The organism is Gardnerella sp. 30-4, from assembly GCF_001641215.1.
Taxonomy (GTDB): domain Bacteria; phylum Actinomycetota; class Actinomycetes; order Actinomycetales; family Bifidobacteriaceae; genus Bifidobacterium; species Bifidobacterium leopoldii.
On sequence record NZ_LXJL01000046.1, the window covers coordinates 1 to 19096 of the forward strand.

At 45.0% G+C, this 19096-nt stretch carries 15 protein-coding genes and 1 tRNA gene; 6 read left to right on the forward strand and 10 right to left on the reverse strand.

Features of this window, described 5'->3' with window-relative positions; all coding sequences use genetic code 11:
- Window positions 1–98: 98 nt before the first annotated feature.
- From A5294_RS03405 to rpiA, 4 genes are all read left to right on the forward strand, one after another.
- Window positions 99–1199, forward strand: coding sequence for a diacylglycerol kinase family protein (locus tag A5294_RS03405; RefSeq protein WP_004105433.1), 1101 nt, complete (start codon window positions 99–101; stop codon window positions 1197–1199).
- Window positions 1200–1229: 30 nt separating this feature from the next.
- Window positions 1230–2903, forward strand: a complete 1674-nt coding sequence (gene pgm / locus A5294_RS03410) for a phosphoglucomutase (alpha-D-glucose-1,6-bisphosphate-dependent) (RefSeq protein WP_064340471.1) — start codon at window positions 1230–1232, stop codon at window positions 2901–2903.
- Window positions 2904–2937: 34 nt separating this feature from the next.
- Window positions 2938–4068: a ribonuclease H gene (locus A5294_RS03415; protein ID WP_064340472.1), complete on the forward strand. Its 1131-nt coding sequence runs from the start codon at window positions 2938–2940 to the stop codon at window positions 4066–4068.
- Between the two features lie 598 nt (window positions 4069–4666).
- Window positions 4667–5365: a ribose-5-phosphate isomerase RpiA gene (gene rpiA / locus A5294_RS03420; protein ID WP_004105437.1), complete on the forward strand. Its 699-nt coding sequence runs from the start codon at window positions 4667–4669 to the stop codon at window positions 5363–5365.
- 136 nt (window positions 5366–5501) lie between these two features.
- On the opposite strand, the gene A5294_RS06575 is transcribed toward rpiA, so the two are convergent.
- Window positions 5502–5591, reverse strand: a complete 90-nt coding sequence (locus A5294_RS06575) for an AURKAIP1/COX24 domain-containing protein (RefSeq protein ID WP_004268639.1) — start codon at window positions 5589–5591, stop codon at window positions 5502–5504.
- Between the two features lie 103 nt (window positions 5592–5694).
- Entirely contained in the window at window positions 5695–6351 is a 657-nt protein-coding gene (locus A5294_RS03425) for a hypothetical protein (RefSeq protein ID WP_004109607.1), read from the reverse strand.
- A gap of 107 nt (window positions 6352–6458) precedes the next feature.
- Between A5294_RS03425 and radA the strand changes: the two genes are divergently transcribed.
- Window positions 6459–7946, forward strand: coding sequence for a DNA repair protein RadA (gene radA, locus A5294_RS03430; protein ID WP_032842339.1), 1488 nt, complete (start codon window positions 6459–6461; stop codon window positions 7944–7946).
- Between the two features lie 59 nt (window positions 7947–8005).
- On the opposite strand, the gene A5294_RS03435 is transcribed toward radA, so the two are convergent.
- From A5294_RS03435 to nusA, 5 genes are all read right to left on the reverse strand, one after another.
- Window positions 8006–9250: a riboflavin kinase gene (locus A5294_RS03435; RefSeq protein WP_004105442.1), complete on the reverse strand. Its 1245-nt coding sequence runs from the start codon at window positions 9248–9250 to the stop codon at window positions 8006–8008.
- Window positions 9251–9311: 61 nt separating this feature from the next.
- Window positions 9312–10415 (reverse strand): tRNA pseudouridine(55) synthase TruB, encoded by a 1104-nt coding sequence (gene truB, locus A5294_RS03440; RefSeq protein WP_004105445.1) that lies wholly within the window; start codon window positions 10413–10415, stop codon window positions 9312–9314.
- Between the two features lie 48 nt (window positions 10416–10463).
- Window positions 10464–11006, reverse strand: a complete 543-nt coding sequence (rbfA, locus tag A5294_RS03445; protein ID WP_004105446.1) for a 30S ribosome-binding factor RbfA — start codon at window positions 11004–11006, stop codon at window positions 10464–10466.
- A 2-nt stretch (window positions 11007–11008) separates the two neighbouring features.
- A complete protein-coding gene (gene infB / locus A5294_RS03450) occupies window positions 11009–13864 on the reverse strand; it encodes a translation initiation factor IF-2 (protein WP_004105448.1) in 2856 nt (951 codons plus the stop codon).
- A gap of 319 nt (window positions 13865–14183) precedes the next feature.
- Window positions 14184–15266 carry a transcription termination factor NusA gene (gene nusA / locus A5294_RS03455; RefSeq protein WP_064340473.1) on the reverse strand — a complete coding sequence of 361 codons (1083 nt, stop codon included), beginning with the start codon at window positions 15264–15266 and terminating at the stop codon, window positions 14184–14186.
- 171 nt (window positions 15267–15437) lie between these two features.
- Between nusA and A5294_RS03460 the strand changes: the two genes are divergently transcribed.
- Window positions 15438–16439, forward strand: a complete 1002-nt coding sequence (locus A5294_RS03460; RefSeq protein WP_004105452.1) for a hypothetical protein — start codon at window positions 15438–15440, stop codon at window positions 16437–16439.
- Between the two features lie 269 nt (window positions 16440–16708).
- On the opposite strand, the gene A5294_RS03465 is transcribed toward A5294_RS03460, so the two are convergent.
- From A5294_RS03465 to A5294_RS03475, 3 genes are all read right to left on the reverse strand, one after another.
- Window positions 16709–16794 (reverse strand) — tRNA-Ser (locus A5294_RS03465).
- Between the two features lie 92 nt (window positions 16795–16886).
- Window positions 16887–17792, reverse strand: a complete 906-nt coding sequence (truA, locus tag A5294_RS03470) for a tRNA pseudouridine(38-40) synthase TruA (protein ID WP_064340474.1) — start codon at window positions 17790–17792, stop codon at window positions 16887–16889.
- Between the two features lie 28 nt (window positions 17793–17820).
- The gene (locus tag A5294_RS03475) at window positions 17821–19059 is read right to left on the reverse strand and encodes an Mbeg1-like protein (RefSeq protein WP_064340475.1); all 1239 of its coding nucleotides are present in this window, start codon (window positions 19057–19059) and stop codon (window positions 17821–17823) included.
- Window positions 19060–19096: the final 37 nt, after the last annotated feature.

A 19096-nucleotide genomic window follows, 5' to 3' on the forward strand; every position in this document is an offset into this window, starting at 1 on the left:
AACAATAAATACTACACAAATGTGTAAAAAACGTAAATATTCGCAATATGCCGCAAAATTTAGTATTGTAGAAAAAATAATGTGCAAGAATAGGAGGTATGCCAACTATGCCTATTCAAGCGACTATTGCTCTTATGATGATTGTATTCGCGCTTGTACTCGCACCATTCGTCATCATGATTGTTTCGCGCGCTTTAAAACGTCATCATTTGGCAGAAAAACTTGCTCAACGACACGGCGACTCAGTGCATTACGCATTCATACTTAATCCTTCAAAACCACAAGCGGAATCGTATCGCGAAAGTATTAAAAATTATTGCAAAGAACGCAATTTAACCTACGAAATTATTGATACACAGTTAGATAAAGATGGACGCGAATGCGCTTTAGAAGCACTTTCAAATGGAGCTAATGTAGTAGTAGCAGTCGGCGGAGATGGCACGGTTCGTACTGTTGCGAGCGCAGTAAGCGGTAAAGGTCATGCGATGGGAATTATTCCTATTGGAACTGGCAATCTTTTTGCTAGAAATATGGGAATTCCAGTAAACGACGTGGATGCTGCGCTGCGTGTTGCAACTTCTCACGGCTCTAGGCAGGTTGACGTTGGGCGCGTAACGATTCTCGACAATCCAGAAGAAGATCATGGACACGCATTCTTAATTATTGCAGGCATTGGTTTTGACGCGTTAATGATTGACGACACTGATCCAAACTTAAAAAAGAATATTAGTTGGCTTGCTTATTTTGTCTCTGGTGTAAAGCATTTGTTTATGCCAAAATATCGCGCAACCGTTACCTTACAGCGTTCAAATGGCGACGAAAGTGTGCTAAAAGGATTGACTTTCCGCACACTTATGGCTGGAAATTGCGGTCAAATTCCTATGTTTTCGCTTATGCCAGAAGCAGCATACGACGATGGTGTGCTTGATTTTGAGATTATTGACACTTCTGGCGGTTTAATTGGTTGGGCTAATTTGTTCCGAGGAGTAATACACCAAACGCTAACAGGGCGCGCACTCCAGCAGGATTCGCTTTCTGCAGGCTCGAGAATTGACCAAACGCAAGGTTTTAGCGCAGAAGTGCAATTAGAAAAATCTGCTCCAGTGCAAGTAGACGGCGACATTTTGGGATATACGAAACATTTGCGCTTCACTGTTGACAAGCAAGCATTGTGCGTAAGAGTGCCAGAAAATAAATAAAATACAAGCGCTGTGGCAAAATAAAAAATTATGGTAGCAAAAAATGCGGGAATGCCCGCCACCCCAGAAGATCTAGTCGACGTCGACGCTTTGGTTGGCGCTTACTATGATGAAGTTCCAAATTCCAACATTCCAGAACAGCGCGTGATTTTCGGCACGTCCGGTCACCGTGGTTCTGCTTTGAAAACTTCGTTTAACGAAGCTCATATTGTGGCAATTACGCAAGCTATTGCTGAATATCGCAAGAAAGCTGGCGTAACTGGTCCTCTTTATATTGGTCGCGATACGCACGCTCTTTCTGAGCCTGCTCAAAAAACCGCTATTGAGGTTTTGGTTGCTAACGGAGTTCACGTTCGCGTGGATTCTCGCGGCGACTTCGTGCCAACTCCTGTTGTTTCTCAGGCTATTTTGACTCATAATCGCGCAGCCGACGGCACTCAGCGTTTTAGCGGCGACGGCTTGGCTGACGGCATTGTCGTCACCCCTTCGCACAACCCACCAACCGACGGTGGTTTTAAGTACGATCCTGTAACAGGCGGCCCTGCACCTGCGGAAGTAACTAACGCAATTGCAGCTCGCGCAAACGAATTGCTCGACAATTACAAGTCCGTAAAGCGCGTACCTTTCGAGGAAGCAATCAAGTCTGATTTGGTTGAAGGCTTCGATTACCGCGAACACTACGTTAGCGATTTGGCTAATGTAATCGATTTCGATGTGATTCGCTCTAGCGGCGTGCGTTTGGGAATTGACCCACTCGGCGGCGCAAGCGTAAACTACTGGCCACTTATGAACGAAAAGTACGGTTTGAACATCGGCGTTGTGCGTCCAGAAGTTGATCCAACTTGGCGATTCATGACTATTGACCACGATGGCAAGATTCGTATGGATCCAAGCTCCCCTTACGCAATGAAGGGCTTAGTTGATCAGCTTAACGCTGGCGCTTGGGATAAGTACGATTTGGTTGGCGGCACCGATCCAGATGCTGACCGCCACGGTATTGTGTGCCCTAACTGGGGCGTTATGAACCCGAACCATTACATTGCGGTATGCGTGGAGTATTTGTTCGGCGGTGCTCGTCCGGATTGGCCAAAGAATACTGCTATCGGCAAGACGCTTGTGTCTTCTTCCTTGATCGACCGCGTGGCTGCTTCTATTAACGCAAAGCTTGTGGAAGTTCCAGTTGGATTCAAGTGGTTCGTTGACCCACTCTTTAGCAGCGAAGTTGCTTTCGGCGGAGAGGAAAGCTCCGGCATGAGCTTCTTGCGCAAAGATGGTCGCGTGTGGACCACCGATAAGGATGGTTTGATTCCTGATTTACTCGCTGCGGAAATTACTGCAAAGACTGGCAAGAACCCAGCTCAGCTTCACCAGGATCAGGTTGCTCGCTTTGGCGAAAGCTGGTATAAGCGCGTCGATACGCCGACAACTCTTGAGCAAAAGCAGAAGTTCGCAGCTTTGAGCGGCAGCGACGTTGAAGCAACTAAGCTTGCTGGCGAAGATATTACCGCAAAGCTTACGGAAGCTCCTGGAAACGGCGCAAAGATTGGCGGCTTGAAGGTGACGACTAAGAACAACTGGTTCGCTGCTCGCCCATCTGGTACCGAGAATATTTACAAGGTTTACGCAGAATCCTTCGTTTCTCCAGAAGCACTTGACAAGGTGCTTGAGGAAGCTACTGCTGTAGTCGACAAGGCTTTAGCGTAACGTAATAATCTTGCGTAAATAAAGAATCTACTAATTGCGCTGGTTGCAATCTGCAGCCGGCGCATTTTTGAAAGGTTTTGTCATGATTGTTGTTTCAACAGACGGTTCCGCGCTCGGAAACCCAAACGGTTCAATGGGTTGGGCGTGGGCAGATCACATTGACGAGTCTGGTAGCTCTAACGAACACCATCACACAGGCAATGCAGATGCTGGAGGCGCAACTAATGGCACAAATCAAATTGGCGAATTATGCGCAGTTTTGGAAGCTTTACGAGCACATCCTGGAAGTGAGCCGCTCACAATCGAAAGTGATTCACAATACGCTATAAACTGCGCAACTACGTGGATTCACGGATGGAAAAAGAACGGTTGGAAAAACTCTAAAAATGAACCTGTTAAAAATGCCGAGCTGATTCGAGCAATCGACGCGGAAATTACTAAGCGCGAAGGCGCCGTAAAATTCGTGTGGGTTAAGGGTCACGCAGGAAACGAAGGAAACGAAAAAGTTGATACACTAGCGCGCGGATATGCGGAAGATTGCCGAAATGGTTTGAAGGACGGATACTTGCCTTTAGAAGGCTGGAAGTCGCTTCTTGCTTCTGAATATGCAAAAGGTACGAATGTGCCAAGTGATGCGAAAATGCTTTTAGATGGCAAAATTTCCAATGCAGAATATCATCTTGAACGCACAGTTGGTGAAGATATTAATCCTGATTTTTCTGCACAAAATAGTAAAAACGCTAGTGATCTAACTGAATCTGCAAATGAATCAGCGCGCGAACAAACGCAAGAAGCAGCATGTGAAACAAAGCCTAAACAAGCGCAAGAAGAAATATGTAAACAAGCGCGTGAAACAAAGCGTGAAACGTTAGAAAATAGCGAAAAAGATGCACTATCAATAGAAAATAAACAAGATATGCACCAGCAAGACGCTATAACTATTGTTCAAGAAGTTCCAAAAACAGAGCAAAATGTTACGCAAACTACATCTAAAGCTGTTCAAGGATTAAGTGTTTCTGGCGTATTACAATTTACTCCACCACCAAACACAAGCCCAAGCTTTAACGGCGAGGCGCGTTTTATTTCCGGCACAATCAACGTAAGCGGCTACGTAGAACCCGACGGCACCTTGCATTTATCTCCAACCGCCTTCTACCTTTCATAGCTATTTTTGCAATTCGTTTAGTGTGGTGTTTGGCTGGCGGATTTCTATATGTGGCTGTGAGTAGTGGGTGTTACTTGTCTCGCAGCGCTCCGCTCTTATACCTTACTTAGACTTAGCGGTTGCGTAGTTAAGTTTAGTTTTTTACTTACTTTCTCTGCAAAAATAGTATTCATCATCACGATTATTACTATCGTTCCGCTTTTATATTGCTCGACCAAGCAACACCCACCCCTCACTACTAGTAAAACCGCTAGTGTTCTGTGGTGTGGTAGGAGTGCCTGGCGTGACGCATGCAGTAACAATGACGCTAGTGTTCTCTAAGCAATAAATACTCAACGTCGGCAGAGCGCAACTGCAAAACTTCATAAACATGCAAGCATCCAATCAGTGCGAAAAATCTCAAATCTCTACCACACGAATATCCCGTGAATGAATGACGACGCAACTAAGATGCACATAGCCCTAAAAATCTTGGCAAAGGTTAATATGGAAATGTACGAAAATGAGGCACGCATAAAAACACAAAGCCTCTCCCGCAAATAGCGATGGAAGTTCATCGGCGAACTCGGGAATAACAAAAACAAGAAAGCAGGGATAAATGGATAAAGCACAACAAGATGCGCTTAAAAAAGCAGCAGGCATTGAAGCCGCAAAGATTGTAAAGAATGGAATGATGGTTGGTCTTGGCACCGGCTCTACAGTGCGCTTCTTAGTTGACGAGCTTGGCCGCAGAGTTAAGGAAGAAGGCTTGAGCTTCACAGGAGTCACCACTTCTCGTCGCACACAAGAGCAGGCAGAGGGCTACGGCATTAAGATTCTCGACATTAACGAAGTGGATCACATTGACGTTACAATCGATGGTTCTGATGAGGTTGACAAGAATTTCAACGGAATTAAAGGCGGCGGCGCAGCTCTTCTTTGGGAAAAGATTGTGGCTATTAATTCCGACCGCATTGTGTGGATTGTTGACGCAAGTAAGGTAGTCGACACGATTGGCAAGTTCCCACTTCCTGTTGAGGTGATTCCGTTTGGCTCCGCGCAGGTGATTCGTAAGTTCGAAAAGCGCGGATATAAGCCAGTTTTGCGTCTTGATGCTGACGGCAAGGAAGTGCGCACCGACGAGAACAACTTCGTGGTTGATTTGCACATGGAGCGCATTGAGCATCCGCAGGAGTTGGCGAAAGATTTGATTGAAACTGTTGGCGTTGTGGAACACGGCTTGTTCTTGAACATGGTTGACACGGTGATTGTTGGCGATCCAAACGGTCCTCGCACGCTTACAAACCCAAATAAGTAGCGAAACTAATCGAAAAGTAGAGTCCGCAAACGCGGGCTCTACTTTTTTGTATATAAAAAGCGCCGGAAAAACCGACGCTTCAAAAAAGTCTTACGTGCCTAAACGTTCAGACACGCATCAACGCATAGTAAGAAAATTACTTGCGCTGGTGACGAGTCTTACGCAGCAGTTTGCGGTGCTTCTTCTTGCTCATCCGCTTGCGGCGCTTCTTGATGACAGAACCCATCTGAAGCCTCCATTCCTATGTAAAGTGTGCAACTTGCCTAATGTTACACCGTTTTAACGACTTTGTGGAGTGATATTACAAAGAACATCATTTTTTACAACATTTACATTGGGAATCTGTGATAAAAACGCTCTACTGCTTGCTTTGCGCCGTTCACTTCAAAAACAGCGGTATCGTTCTGCCACAATGCACTAGCCTGTGATTTATCATTTTCATCATTTCGCAACACATAGCTACCGGAAGTCTTACCAGAAACTTGAATTTTTCCACTTGCGATATCAGAACCCTTAAGTCCATCAACTAACGCTTCATACTGCTTGTTCGCAGAATCGCGATTCGACCATTGAGCAACAGTTACAGACACTTCCCCATCTGGCTGACCAGTTGAGTACTTAACAGAATATTCCTCCAAAGGCGACGATTCAGTCCAAGTTGCACTAGGTATAGCGTCAACACGAGCGAAATCAAGTACGCTATCAGGCATAGCCTTAAGCAATGCCGTAGAAGATGCTGGCAAAGGTTTCGATGGTATAGAAGGCGTTTTAGGCATTACCATATGATTTTTGCTCGCAACATTTTCGTGATTCAATGCCCAACCTGGCCACATAAATGCTGAAATTAGAGCCAAAACCACAATTACTGCAGCTGAAGTCAACACAACTAATAACTTGCTGTGTGATGAATTATTGACACTTGAGGAATTCATATTCAACGCACCCATCTTTGAAGCATTCATACTTGAAGCATTCGATTTCGACATACTTGCATTATGTCACATCGCGATGACGCTTTTAGTACGCAAAAGCGCTTTACAATCAAAAACAAATACAAAATATGATTGTCTAATAAAGCGTATAGCGTCGAGATATGGCTAGTAAATCTACTCTTCACTATTTATGCTCCGAATGCGGTTGGAGCGGCTCAAAATGGTACGGTCGCTGCCCTGAATGTGGCGAATGGGGCACAGTGAACGAGTTTAGAGAGGCGCGAGTTAGCGGATTATCTCGTACAACACGTGCATCACGCGCAACAACAGCATCGCGCACCTATTCACCGGATGGCATAACTACTTCTAATCGCAATATCGCACATTCAACTCTCGATTCAGCAACATCTGCGCAACCAATTAATGAAATTCAAGCAGACGACGCAATGCGCATTCACACTGGTTTTAGCGAATTCGATCGCGTATTAGGCGGAGGACTTGTGCCAGGCTCCGTAACTCTTATAGCAGGAGAGCCAGGTATCGGAAAATCAACACTACTTCTAAAAACTGCAGCTTACGTATCTAAACAATCAAAAGAAAGCAACACTCCCCCTGTATTGTATATTTCCGGCGAGGAATCAGCAGCACAAGTTAAATTGCGCGCGTCTAGAATTAACGCTGTAAACGATTATTTATTACTTGCAACAACAGGCGATCTTGACACTGTACTAGATCTTATTGAAACACATCACCCTACGCTTGCTATTGTCGATTCTGCACAAACGATTTCCGCACAAGAAGTAGATGGTATTACAGGCGGTTCTACACAAGTTAGAGAAGTTGCGAGCGCACTTATCGACGTTGCTAAAACTAACAATATTCCGATACTTTTAGTTGGGCACGTTACAAAAGATGGTTCAATAGCAGGGCCGCGTACGCTTGAGCATTTAGTCGACACAGTATGTCAATTTGAGGGCGATACACAAACAGCACTACGCATGCTAAGAGCTGTAAAGAATCGCTTTGGACCTACAGACGAAGTTGGCTGCTTCGATATGAGCGGTGAAGGAATTGAGGAAGTGCCGGATCCTTCCGGACTGTTTTTGTCTTCTACAGAAAACAATAATCAAGGTAAAAATGCGCAAGATGGCACAAACGACGGAACTTGCGTCACTTTTACACTTGAAGGACACAGAAGCCTGCCGATTGAAATACAAGCACTTGTAACACAATCGGCTCTGCCCACTCCTCGCCGTGCAGTTTCTGGTGTTGATTCTAACCGTCTTGCAATGCTTACAGCAGTTTTGTATCGTCACGGACGCGTTAATTTGCTTGCAAAAGATTTGTACGTATCTACTATTGCAGGAGCGTTGGCAAAGGAGCCGTCTTGCGACTTGGCAATCGTAGCAGCTTTAGCTAGCGCTGCTGCCGGGAAAGCAGTAACTCCTAAAACTTGCGCAATTGGCGAGATGAGCTTAACCGGTCAAGTTCGCCCAGTGCCAAGAATAGAGCCGCGATTGCGCGAGGCTGCGCGAATAGGATATAGGCGCGCAATAGTTTGCCATATGCGGAAAAGCGTTAGTATTCCAGGATTAGAAATTATTGAAGTTAGCACAGTGCGAGAAGCGTTAAAAGCACTTGGACTATAAGCTAAACGCAGCTAGCAAAAATAATCGCAACTAAAAACCACTAAGCGCAAATATCAAAATCAGACTTCAGCTTCAGCATCTGTAATCTCGCGCACTTGCTCAACATTAGCTTTGAGCATATCTTTTAGCGCGTCAACTGAATCAAAAGCCTGTTGCGGACGCAAGAAACTAGCAAACTCAATGCAAACGCGGTGCCCGTACAAGTCTTTCCAATCGTCGAACAATCCGTAAGCTTCAACAGTGCGCTCTGCATCTTCTTCGCCATCTTTATTAAATGTTGGCTTAGTTCCAATAGAAATCGCAGCAGGCCAACGCCACGGAGAATGAACGCCTAAATGAAGCTCATCACGACGCAAAACACTCACATCTGGAACAGCATTTTTCGATGGTCTGACATCGTTCTTATTGTCAGCATCTAAATCAACAACCCAACCTGCATACACGCCATCAACTGGCACATAGCCTTCAATTTTTTCGCCAAGATTTACTGTTGGGAATCCAATCTCGCGCCCACGCTCGTCTCCATGAACTACTGTTCCTTCAACGCGATGCGGCTGATCCAAAATTTCACGCGCTTCTTTGACTCGACCAGTAGCCAACATCCAGCGCACATTTGTAGAACTCCAAGCACGCACTTTCTTATTTGGCATGCTCTTACTCCAAGCACGATATTCAGCTTTATTCATGCCCTCAGAAGGATCTTTAGGATCTCCAGGCTCCTGTGGAACTTCACGAACAATAGGATCAGGCACGCGAACGTCATCTGGACCCAAATCCTCTACTTCAATAAGCTCAAAAACTCCAGTTGCTTGAGACAACTCACGAATTGCTTTGATATCACCAGCACGACGAGCACCAAGCGCAGCATCAGAGCCAAGAACTAATGCTCGCATACCAAGCTTTCCAACGAGCTGACCTAAGAAGAAACGGTACGATTTTGCAGCAAAAGCAAGGCTGTAGCGCACAATCACAACATGATCAACATCCAACTGTGACATCACGCGCAAACGTTGACGCACGCTTGTAAGAGCATCCGGATCGTCCGGAAGTTTAGAATTAACGTCGCCAAAATCATCGTATAAATCAGGATTAGCATGCACTACGCTTGGACGCGGATCAAACATAATCACTACTGAAAACGCTCCATGACGATGCGCAAGATCCACAGTACGACGAATAACCTCGCGATGACCTTTGTGCATACCGTCGAATACGCCAATGGTAACAACCGCTTTACGCTCTGCACTTAACGTTGGCCAATTAATCATGCCGTTGGCATCTGGTCGAATGTCGATGACCTTCATGATATCCTTACTATCCGCGTTCAAGCATTACTCAAGCAAACTACGCAAAATACGCAATTCGTTATTTTAAATACTTATCTAGTTTACCAGTCTTCTCGCTTGCCGGAAATACCACAATTGGTTTGATTTGATTACTTTTTATATTTTTTGTCAATTCAACTACTGCAACAACGTCACATTCCTCAGTATTTGCGTTTGAAACGTACGCTATTGCAGGATAATTTTCGTAATTTATGCCAGATTTAAGCTCAATCCAGCGCCCAAAACGTAAGTCTTTAGCTTGATTCTCATCAATGCTTAAAGTTGGAAGCGAATGCGAAGCTGCATCCATCATATTTAAGCAAATTTTAGGAAGCATATTATTTGCGTCAAAATCGTCACTAGGAACTGCTTTTGAGCGATGCTGCAATACTCCATTGCGATCAGTAAATTCTCGCATTTGCGAGCGAAGTTTAAGAACTCGCGAATCAGTAACCGAAAAATCACCAACGCTAGTGCGACGAAGCTGAGTAAGATGTCCACCAACTCCTAGTAAGCGACCTAAATCACGAGCTAAAGCGCGAATATATGTTCCACTACTGCAAGAAACTTTTGCAGATATATCGCATACGAGTTTCCCACTCACTCCCCTAGTAATTCGAGGATTGCTCACTGAAAAATCACTAACAAATATCTCTCTAGGAGCAATCTCTACTGATTTTCCTTCGCGCGCTAAATCATAAGCGCGTTGACCATTAATTTTAATAGCAGAAAAAGCAGTAGGAGCTTGCATAATTTTGCCTACTAAATTTTCGCTAACAACTTGCTTAATTCGCTCAAAAGACAGTGACTTTTCAAAAGACATGTCTTTATTAGCGACGTGAACCCCCGGACCTATATTTAATGCGTCATTCGGAAGAATTTCACCTTCTGCATCATCAGTAGTAGTTGCTTCTCCTAAGCGGATTACTGCTTCATAGGTTTTATTGTGCCCCAACATGTAATTTAAAAGTCGCGTTGCATTGCCAAAACCTATGATTAGCAATCCTGTTGCCATAGGATCAAGCGTTCCTGCGTGCCCAACTCGCTTTGTATGCAACAAATGACGAGCGCATGCAACAATATCGTGACTTGTAACACCTTGCGGCTTATCTACAAGCAGTAATCCTGAATCTGGTATGCACATAAGTTAAATCTAGCTACTATACGATTCACATTGAGTTTGCTTTGAGATTTAATTGTTGTCAGACGATTCAGACATGTCTTCAAAGTCGCCCTCTTCAAAGTCATCGTCGTCGTCAAAATCGTCGTCGTCATCGAAATCATCGTCAGATTCTTCAACTTCGCGCGGCTTCTTATACGGATCGACATCGCCAGCATACTTAGCATTTTCACGCAACTTAGCTAATTCTTCATCACGATGACGAGCTGCAACAAGAATATCCTCAATTTCGTGCGCTTCAGACGGCACTTCGTCATAAATGAATTGCAATTGAGGAGTCAAACGCAATCCAGCTTTTGCACCGACCAAAGAGCGCAGTCGACCGTGAGCCTGCTGCAAAGCTTGTGCTGCACGCTGACGCTCGCCCTGCTCTTTGCCTTCGTGACCAAGTTGAGTCCAGTAAACCTTTGCAATTTGCAAATCGTTCGTAACACGCACTTCCGTAATAGTCACACTCGCCAAACGCTTATCATGCAAATGCGATTCCATATTGGAAGCGATTACGCGCTGAATTAATGCTGCAATACGTGCAGCTCTAGGATTCGTTCCTGCCATAATTACTTGCGCTCAATCTGCTTCATTTCAAAGGTTTCGATTATATCGCCAAGCTCAATGTCATTAAAGCTGCCGAGATTAATACCAGCTTCGTAACCTTCGCTAACGGATTGCACGTCATCCTTAAACCTACGCAAGCTGGAAATCTCCAAGTCGTTGACTGTAGCAACGCCGTCGCGCAAAATACGGCACTTCGTACCGCGCTTGACTTCGCCATCTTGGACCATAACACCAGCAATATTGCCGAACTTGGAAGAACGGAAGATTTCGCGAATCTCAGAGTGAGAAGTGACAACCTCTTCAAATTCTGGCTTAAGCATACCCTTCAAAGCAGCTTCGATATCTTCGATTGCCTTGTAAATAACCGAGTAGTACTTAACTTCCACGCCTTCGCGCTCAGCCAAATCAGCAACCTGACGGTTTGGACGCACGTTGAATCCAATAATCACAGCCTTATCGACAGTTGCCAAGTTCACATCATTCTGAGTAATTGCACCAACACCGCGGTGAATAACCTGGATGCCAACTTCCTCAGAGACCTCAATCTTCATCAAGGAATCTTCCAAAGCTTCAACAGAACCAGAAGAATCGCCCTTAATAACGATGTTCAGCATGTCAACTTCAGACTTAGCGAACTGTTCCTTAAGGCTTTCAAGAGACACAACCTTGCGGCGCTTAGCAAGCTGAGCTGCACGCTCTGTAGCTGCGCGCTTTTCAGCAATTTGACGAGCAGAACGATCGTCCGAAGTAACCAAGAACAAGTCGCCAGCGGTTGGAACAGAAGTCAAACCAAGCACCTGAACAGGAGTGGAAGGAGCCGCATCCTGCAAATGCTTGCCGTTCTCGTCGAGCATAGCGCGCACACGACCATAAGAAGTGCCAGCAACAATAGAATCACCGACGTGAAGAGTACCTTGCTGCACAAGAACAGTAGCAACAGCACCACGACCCTTATCGAGTCGAGCTTCGATAGTTGCACCGCGAGCATCCATATTTGGATTTGCTTTAGGATCAAGCTCAGCGTCAGCAGTCAACAACACAGCTTCAAGAAGCTTATCGACGTTCGTGCCCTGCTTTGCAGAAATATCCACGAACATGGTGTCTCCACCGTAATCTTCAGCAACTAAACCGTATTCTGTAAGCTGACCGCGAACCTTATCTGGGTTAGCACCTTCAACATCAATCTTGTTCACAGCCACAACAATTGGCACATGAGCAGCTTGAGCGTGGTTAATAGCTTCAACAGTCTGAGGCATCACGCCGTCGTCTGCTGCAACAACAAGAATTGCAACGTCTGTAAGCTCAGCACCGCGAGCACGCATAGCAGTAAACGCTTCGTGGCCTGGAGTATCGAGGAACGTAATCTTACGAGGCTTTCCTTCAAGATTTACAGTTACTTGATAAGCACCGATGCGCTGAGTAATGCCACCTGCTTCGCGATCGATAACATTCGACTTACGAATGGTATCAAGCAAGCGAGTTTTACCGTGATCGACGTGACCCATAACTGTTACTACAGGCGGACGAGACTGCAAATCGTCATCTTCTTGCAGCTCTTCTTCGTCCAAATCGATGTCAAACTGCTGCAAAAGCTCTTTATCTTCTTCTTCAGCAGAAACAATGCTGATATTCCAGCCGATTTCTTCACCCAAAATTTGGAATGTCGACTCATCCAAAGATTGTGTAGCTGTTGCCATCTCACCCAAGTGGAAGAGAACAGTTACCAAAGCTGCTGGATTTACATCGATCTTTTCTGCCAAATCAGAAAGAGTTGCGCCTTGACGCAAGCGAATCGTAGCACCGTTACCAGAAGGAATACGCACACCGCCAATCACTGGTGCTTTAAGCTCTTCGTATTCACGACGTTTCGCCAAGCGATTCTTACGAGCCTTAGAAGATTTACCACCTTGACGACCGAATGCACCTGCAGCTCCTGCACGACCGCGACCGCCACCACGCGATGGACCACCATTAGGTGCGCCCGCTGCAGCAGCCTGGAAGCTAGCTCCTTGAGACGCAAAACGAGATTCTGCAGATGGGCGAGAAGATGCACCAGAGCCTGCACCTGCGCCACCTTGACCGCGACGCTGACCCGACCACTGCGATGAGCGTGCGCCACCTTGACCAGAGCGACCGCCACGTGAGCGACCACCGCGTTCTGCACGTTCACCACGCGAACCTTGAGCTCCAGAGCCACCTTGACCCGGACGACCACCGCGGCCATTTTCAGCGCCAGGACGAGACATCGGATGAGGACGTGGAATATCTCCAGGTGTAGGAGCACGCATACCTTGCTTACGGCTAAACGGATTATTACCAGGACGTGGAGCAGATGCGCCTGCACCTTGTGCATTCTGGTGCGGACGAGGGCGAGGAGGCATCTGTGAACGATCTGAGTGAGATTGACCTTGAGCTTGCTGTCGCGATTCGCCGCGATTATCATTGCGGCGATCATTTTTTCTATTTTCGCCGGCAGACGCATTAGAACGCGAAGTATTGTTTGAACGAGTATGATTTGCACCCGGCTTTGGAGCAAAATGAGAAGCTGTGTTATGCACAGGCTGGTTAGCAGAAGAGCCAGCTACAGAATCACTGTGTGACGAATCTTTAGCTTGAGGTTTAGCCTGCGGCTTAGCTTGAGGCTTAGCTTTTGGCGCAGCAGGCTTACTTGCACTAGATGCCTTTTCGGACTTATTTCCGTCAGATGCTAACGCTGTTTGCAAACGACGGACTACTGGAGCCTCAACTGTTGAAGAAGCAGACTTAACAAATTCGCCCATGCTCTTCAAACGCTCCAACACGGTTTTACTGTCTACACCAAATTCTTTGGCCAGTTCATACACGCGCTTTTTAACCACTCAGTGTTCTCCTCTGTCTGTGGCAGCGCTAGTACACGCGACCACTTTACATTATTGCGAGCTTATTATTTATTATCGTGCGATATATCATCGTGCGACCATGATCTTATACCTCGTCTCCCGCCGGACGATGGCGATTGCCTTTCGCCCAGATTCCAGCTTTTAGCATACTCGAAACGTTGGATTGGCTCGAGTGTCGCTAAATGCCACGCGAGAGACTACTTTATTTGCACACCACTAGCAAAATAAACAATCAAGAAGTGCTAAACATTGCGGAAATATCAACCTAAAAAATATTTAGCACTTCTCAATTAACAATCTATTCAGCAGCAGATGCGTTATTATTCAAATCAACTGAAGCAGGCTGAGCATTTTGTGCTTGAGCTGCAGCAACCTTCTTAGCATGCTCTTCCGCAGACTCAATACCAATCTTCCAACCAGTCAACTTTGCAGCCAAACGAGCGTTCTGACCTTCTTTACCAATAGCAAGAGAAAGCTGAGCATCATGAATAAAAGCAACTGCAGTTTGATTCTTTTCACTCACTACTTGCACTTGTGTAGCAGTAGCAGGCGAAAGAGCAGCAGCAACAAACTTTGCTGGATCAGACGACCAATCCACAATATCAATCTTCTCTTGACCCAAGTTTTCCATTACAGCACGCACGCGTGAACCGCCAGGACCAATTAAAGCACCCTTTGGATTCACACCTTCAGTATTAGCTCTAACAGCAATCTTTGTGCGAGCACCGGCTTCGCGCGCAATCGACATAATAGAAACTGCTCCAGAAACAAGTTCCGGCACTTCTCGCTCAAAAAGACGACGAACTAATTCAGGATGTGAACGTGAAACAACAATTTCTGGACCACGCAGACCGCGAGCAACATTTACAACATATACGCGAATACGCTCGCCATGGCGGTAACGTTCACCTGGAACCTGCTCGCGACGCGGCAAAATAGCTTCAACGTCTCCAACAGCAACGTGGATGTTAGTGTTATCTTTTGCGTCTTGTTGAATGATGCCGTTAATAAGCTTGCCTTTTTGACCAGAAAACGCACCAAATACGCGGTCATCTTCAGCTTTACGGAAAATTTGACTAATAACTTGACGAGCCGTCGCAGCAGCTAAACGACCAAAATCACGCGGAGTATCGTCATACTCCTCTCCCAGCGTTGGGGCTGGATACGGGTTATCTTCAGTAGGTTTACCAGGAATTTCATCCCTAGCCCACACAGTGAACGAACCTGCACGTTCGTCCAATTCAACTCGCACATGCTTTGCAGGATGAGCGGTTTTCATATACGCAAGACGCAAGGCCTCGGCGAGCGCCTCGTCCAGCTCCTCGGCATTAATCCCCTGCYGTGCCGCAAGCTGATGCATTCCCGCCAAATCCAATTCCATCGCGCACGTCCTCTCGTTATAACGCATTAATTTATGATTATTAATTGTAACTATTAGAGCACACTTATTTTTTTCTTCTAACAACAGTTAGCTTTAATTGTTACAGACTTAGAACAAATACCAAATTAATAAATCGATATTGGTCACAGTCAGTGGCTATTTTAGTAGATTATGCAGACACTTTATGTTTTGTTAAATGATATGCACAAACAAGTAAAACGCAGTATTGCCAGAGCACTCGTGCTTCTTATATGCGTTTTAATATCTCCACTTCTAACAGCTTGCGGAACATTGCAAAACATTCATGTCGAGCATACAGTTCACACAGCAGCTCCAGAAAATGCATGTGCTAAAGCATACAGGCTTGCGCAAAAAAGGCAGCGCGAAATCAAGAAGAACCAGAATAACACATCCCTTAAGGATTTTGAAACTGCAGCGAAATATTGGAAAACTGTCGCTCAGCAATGCCCAGGAAGATTAAGCGAAAGTATTGTATACAGCACGCAAGCTCAATGGGAAATGCTTTCAAAGAAAAATAGTGACGAAAATTCAAATAATGTAAGCAATAAAAGCGGAAACGAAAGCTCAGAAAATACAAAAACTACAACAGCGCAACAAATGGAGCATGATTCATACGCGAATCTTATAGAAGTAATAAATCATTACAAAAACTTCAAATGGACACATCAGCCCTTGGCTCAAGCTGCAGAAGCTGAAGACAAACTTGCTTTTATTTTACAGACACTAGCAGCGCGAAAAGAGCAAAATATTGCATTGGAATACAGCGATATGGCGTCGACAAATGCTCAAACTCTTATGCGAGCTGCAGGAGAAGGAACAGACTTGCGCAAAAAAGTTTACGATATTCCTCAAGAGACGTTAGAAAGCGGAAAAACACATGATTCAGTAAACGGAAAAGATCTGCCGATTACCGCTATAGCTTACATGGATTGCGCTAGAGAAGAACTAGCTGCTTTTAATCAAATAATAACGATTACGTCAAAAAATAATAATGCATCCGAGAATAACGTTACTGCAAAAAGCGATGATAACGATTCTGTAATGCGCGCCCAACAAACTCTTAAAAATGCAATTGTGCAATTAATCACATCTAGACTGTTAAGAGCTTATGAGCTTGGGTATCCTACTGATGCAAAACTTATTTTGAAGTAAAACTTAAACTTAGTGCTTTTAGCCTATACGGCATTCCCCTTTACACACAAAACAGGACTTGACTTCAAACGCGAGATAAGTTGCGCACGTTTGGAGCAATTTCCAAAACAAAACGCTCCAAACGCGAGAGAAAGTTCGCGCGGATTACGCGCTTGCTGCTGAGCTTGCGCGGAAATACACTAGTCTGCCCTGCCTGCGTCTTTATTGACGCAAGCTCGGCGAATTAAAAAAGCCTAAAGCAATTTACAGCTTTAGGCTTGGTTAATTCGCGGATGAAGCGAGATTCGAACTCGCGGAGGAGTTTACCCTCACACGCTTTCGAGGCGTGCTCCTTAGACCGCTCGGACATTCATCCACTTGCGATTTGTCGCACTGCAAGCGCGCACAAACGCAACTTTTCAATTGTAAACCATGCCGCGAATATAAAATCCATGGTGCGTTGAAACGTTATAACTCAGACGAATCACGGCGAGCGCGAATTTTTTCAGCGCGAGAAGCAAGCTCCTCATCAGGAGGATAAGCTACATATTCCAATGTCAATCCATGAGGATCAATTGGACCCGTCGAGCCTTCACGAAGAGGAACATTAATCTTTTCCTCAAACCAATCAAGAGAACGCTTTCCACAACCAATTTGCACACAAGCTTGCACAAGAGAACGCACCATATTGTGCGCAAAAGCATCAGCGACAATAGTAAATTCAAGCAAACTTTGTTCAATAGGAAGAACAAATCCAGTACTATTCTGCGCATCCTTTGACCCAACTCTGTGCCATCGAGCCTGCTTAACTTCGCGAATAGTAGTTCCGCCAGGATTCGGCTTAGCAAATGAGCCAAAATCATGCAAACCAACCATAAGACGCGCAGCCTGATTCATAGCATCAATATCAAGCTCTGAATCAAAACGCAAAACAAAGCCGCGCATACGAGGATCATATTTAGCTTTGCAATACCCATCAGCAATACGATACACATATGTGCGCTCTAGCGCAGAAAATCTAGCATCAAAGCCATAAGGCGCAACACTAACCTTGTGTATAACAATATCCTGCGGAAGCACATGCCTCAGCCTATACTCCAGCGCACTAACACCATCTAAACCAGTATGCCCTATGCAACGCTGCAATGTTTCATCTGAAATATCTAAATGACACACTTGATGAGATGCATGAACGCCAGTATCCGTACGACCAGCAACAGTAAGACGCAACGATTCAGTAGGATCATTTTCCGGGACGCGCAAAACCATATGCAATGCTGCTTCAATATCACCTTGAACAGTGCGCAAAGTAGGCTGCTTAGCCCAACCATAAAATCCGCCGCCGTCATAAGCCAAATCCAAGCGAAGTCGCATTTAAAAACCTTTCCAAACAGACTTTACACTAGCTTTTCTTATCCGAACCGCCCACAAGCGCAAAAGCGCTCATAACACTACGAATCAGCTCATGAGTCTTTGAATCCATATGCATCGCAACCTTCAATAATTTAGGAACAACTTCCGACCAATGCAAAGACATTTCATCAAAAGTTGGGTAACCCAAATTACTAAAAATCTTATAAACAGCGTCAATCCTGCGCTTGCGCTCTTCAAACGGCAAATTCATCATCCACTCGTTCGCTGCCTTAGAAACTGCCAGCGCGCGCAGCGTTACGCAATCGCAGTAATCAAAATCGCCATTCTTAACTTGCCAATACATGCCAAAATGTTGCATTAAGCCAATAGAATCGGCAGTCGTGACTTTATACGGCACCCCAGTATCCATAATCAGTCCAATAAAAGCAGACTGCGGAACTACTTTTTCAATACGACTTGAAACATTCGCAAAAACGCTTGTATCCACTACATCAGACGCAAAACCAGGGCCGTCCATAGAATAAATTTTTGATACAAGGTCACCTAGTTTTTGACTTGTAGCATCTAAGCGCATAGCCGCATAAGCAGCCATGTTCCCACCTTTTGAATGACCGACAACAATAATATTTGAATTATTATTTTGCAAGTCTACGGAAGATTTTGAAAAGCGGGCAAAAAGTTTGTTCGCAAAAAGTTTATTAAAGAAGTTTTTATTAGAATAACGTTTGCTATATCTTTGCGCTACAGAAGTCAAATATTCAGCAGCAGATTCTTGCGCTGGCACTGGGCAGCGGAAAGCCATGTTGAAATCTTCTTTCCACCCAACAAGCGTATTATCAGTGCCACGATACGCAACAACAAGAGTATGAGGATTATCAATCCCCTCGCAATTGCTAAGATCAAAAGTAACTCCAGCAAACTGCTGTTCTAATGATTCGTCAATATTTGATTCATCAAACCTCTCAAGATACTCCCCTACGCGAATTCCCCTATACCTAGGGCTGGAAGCGACAGCAAGAAGCAGCTTCCTACGGAATTTATCTACTTTAGGAGCCCCAGAAGCAAACATTGACGAATAGTCTTCTATTCTAAGCAATTCGTTAATAGATACAGTCGAAATATTCTTTGGATTATCGCAATATTTTGGCACGGAAGTTGGCATATTTATATAAGATAGCTCGCACAAAATCAGCGCATCCACGGCATTAAACTTGCGCTGAGCGAAGGTAGAGAAATCGTTGCGCAACAAATCAATAATATTCGGCATAACTTAATAATAATACAAATAAAAAACGAGCCGAGGA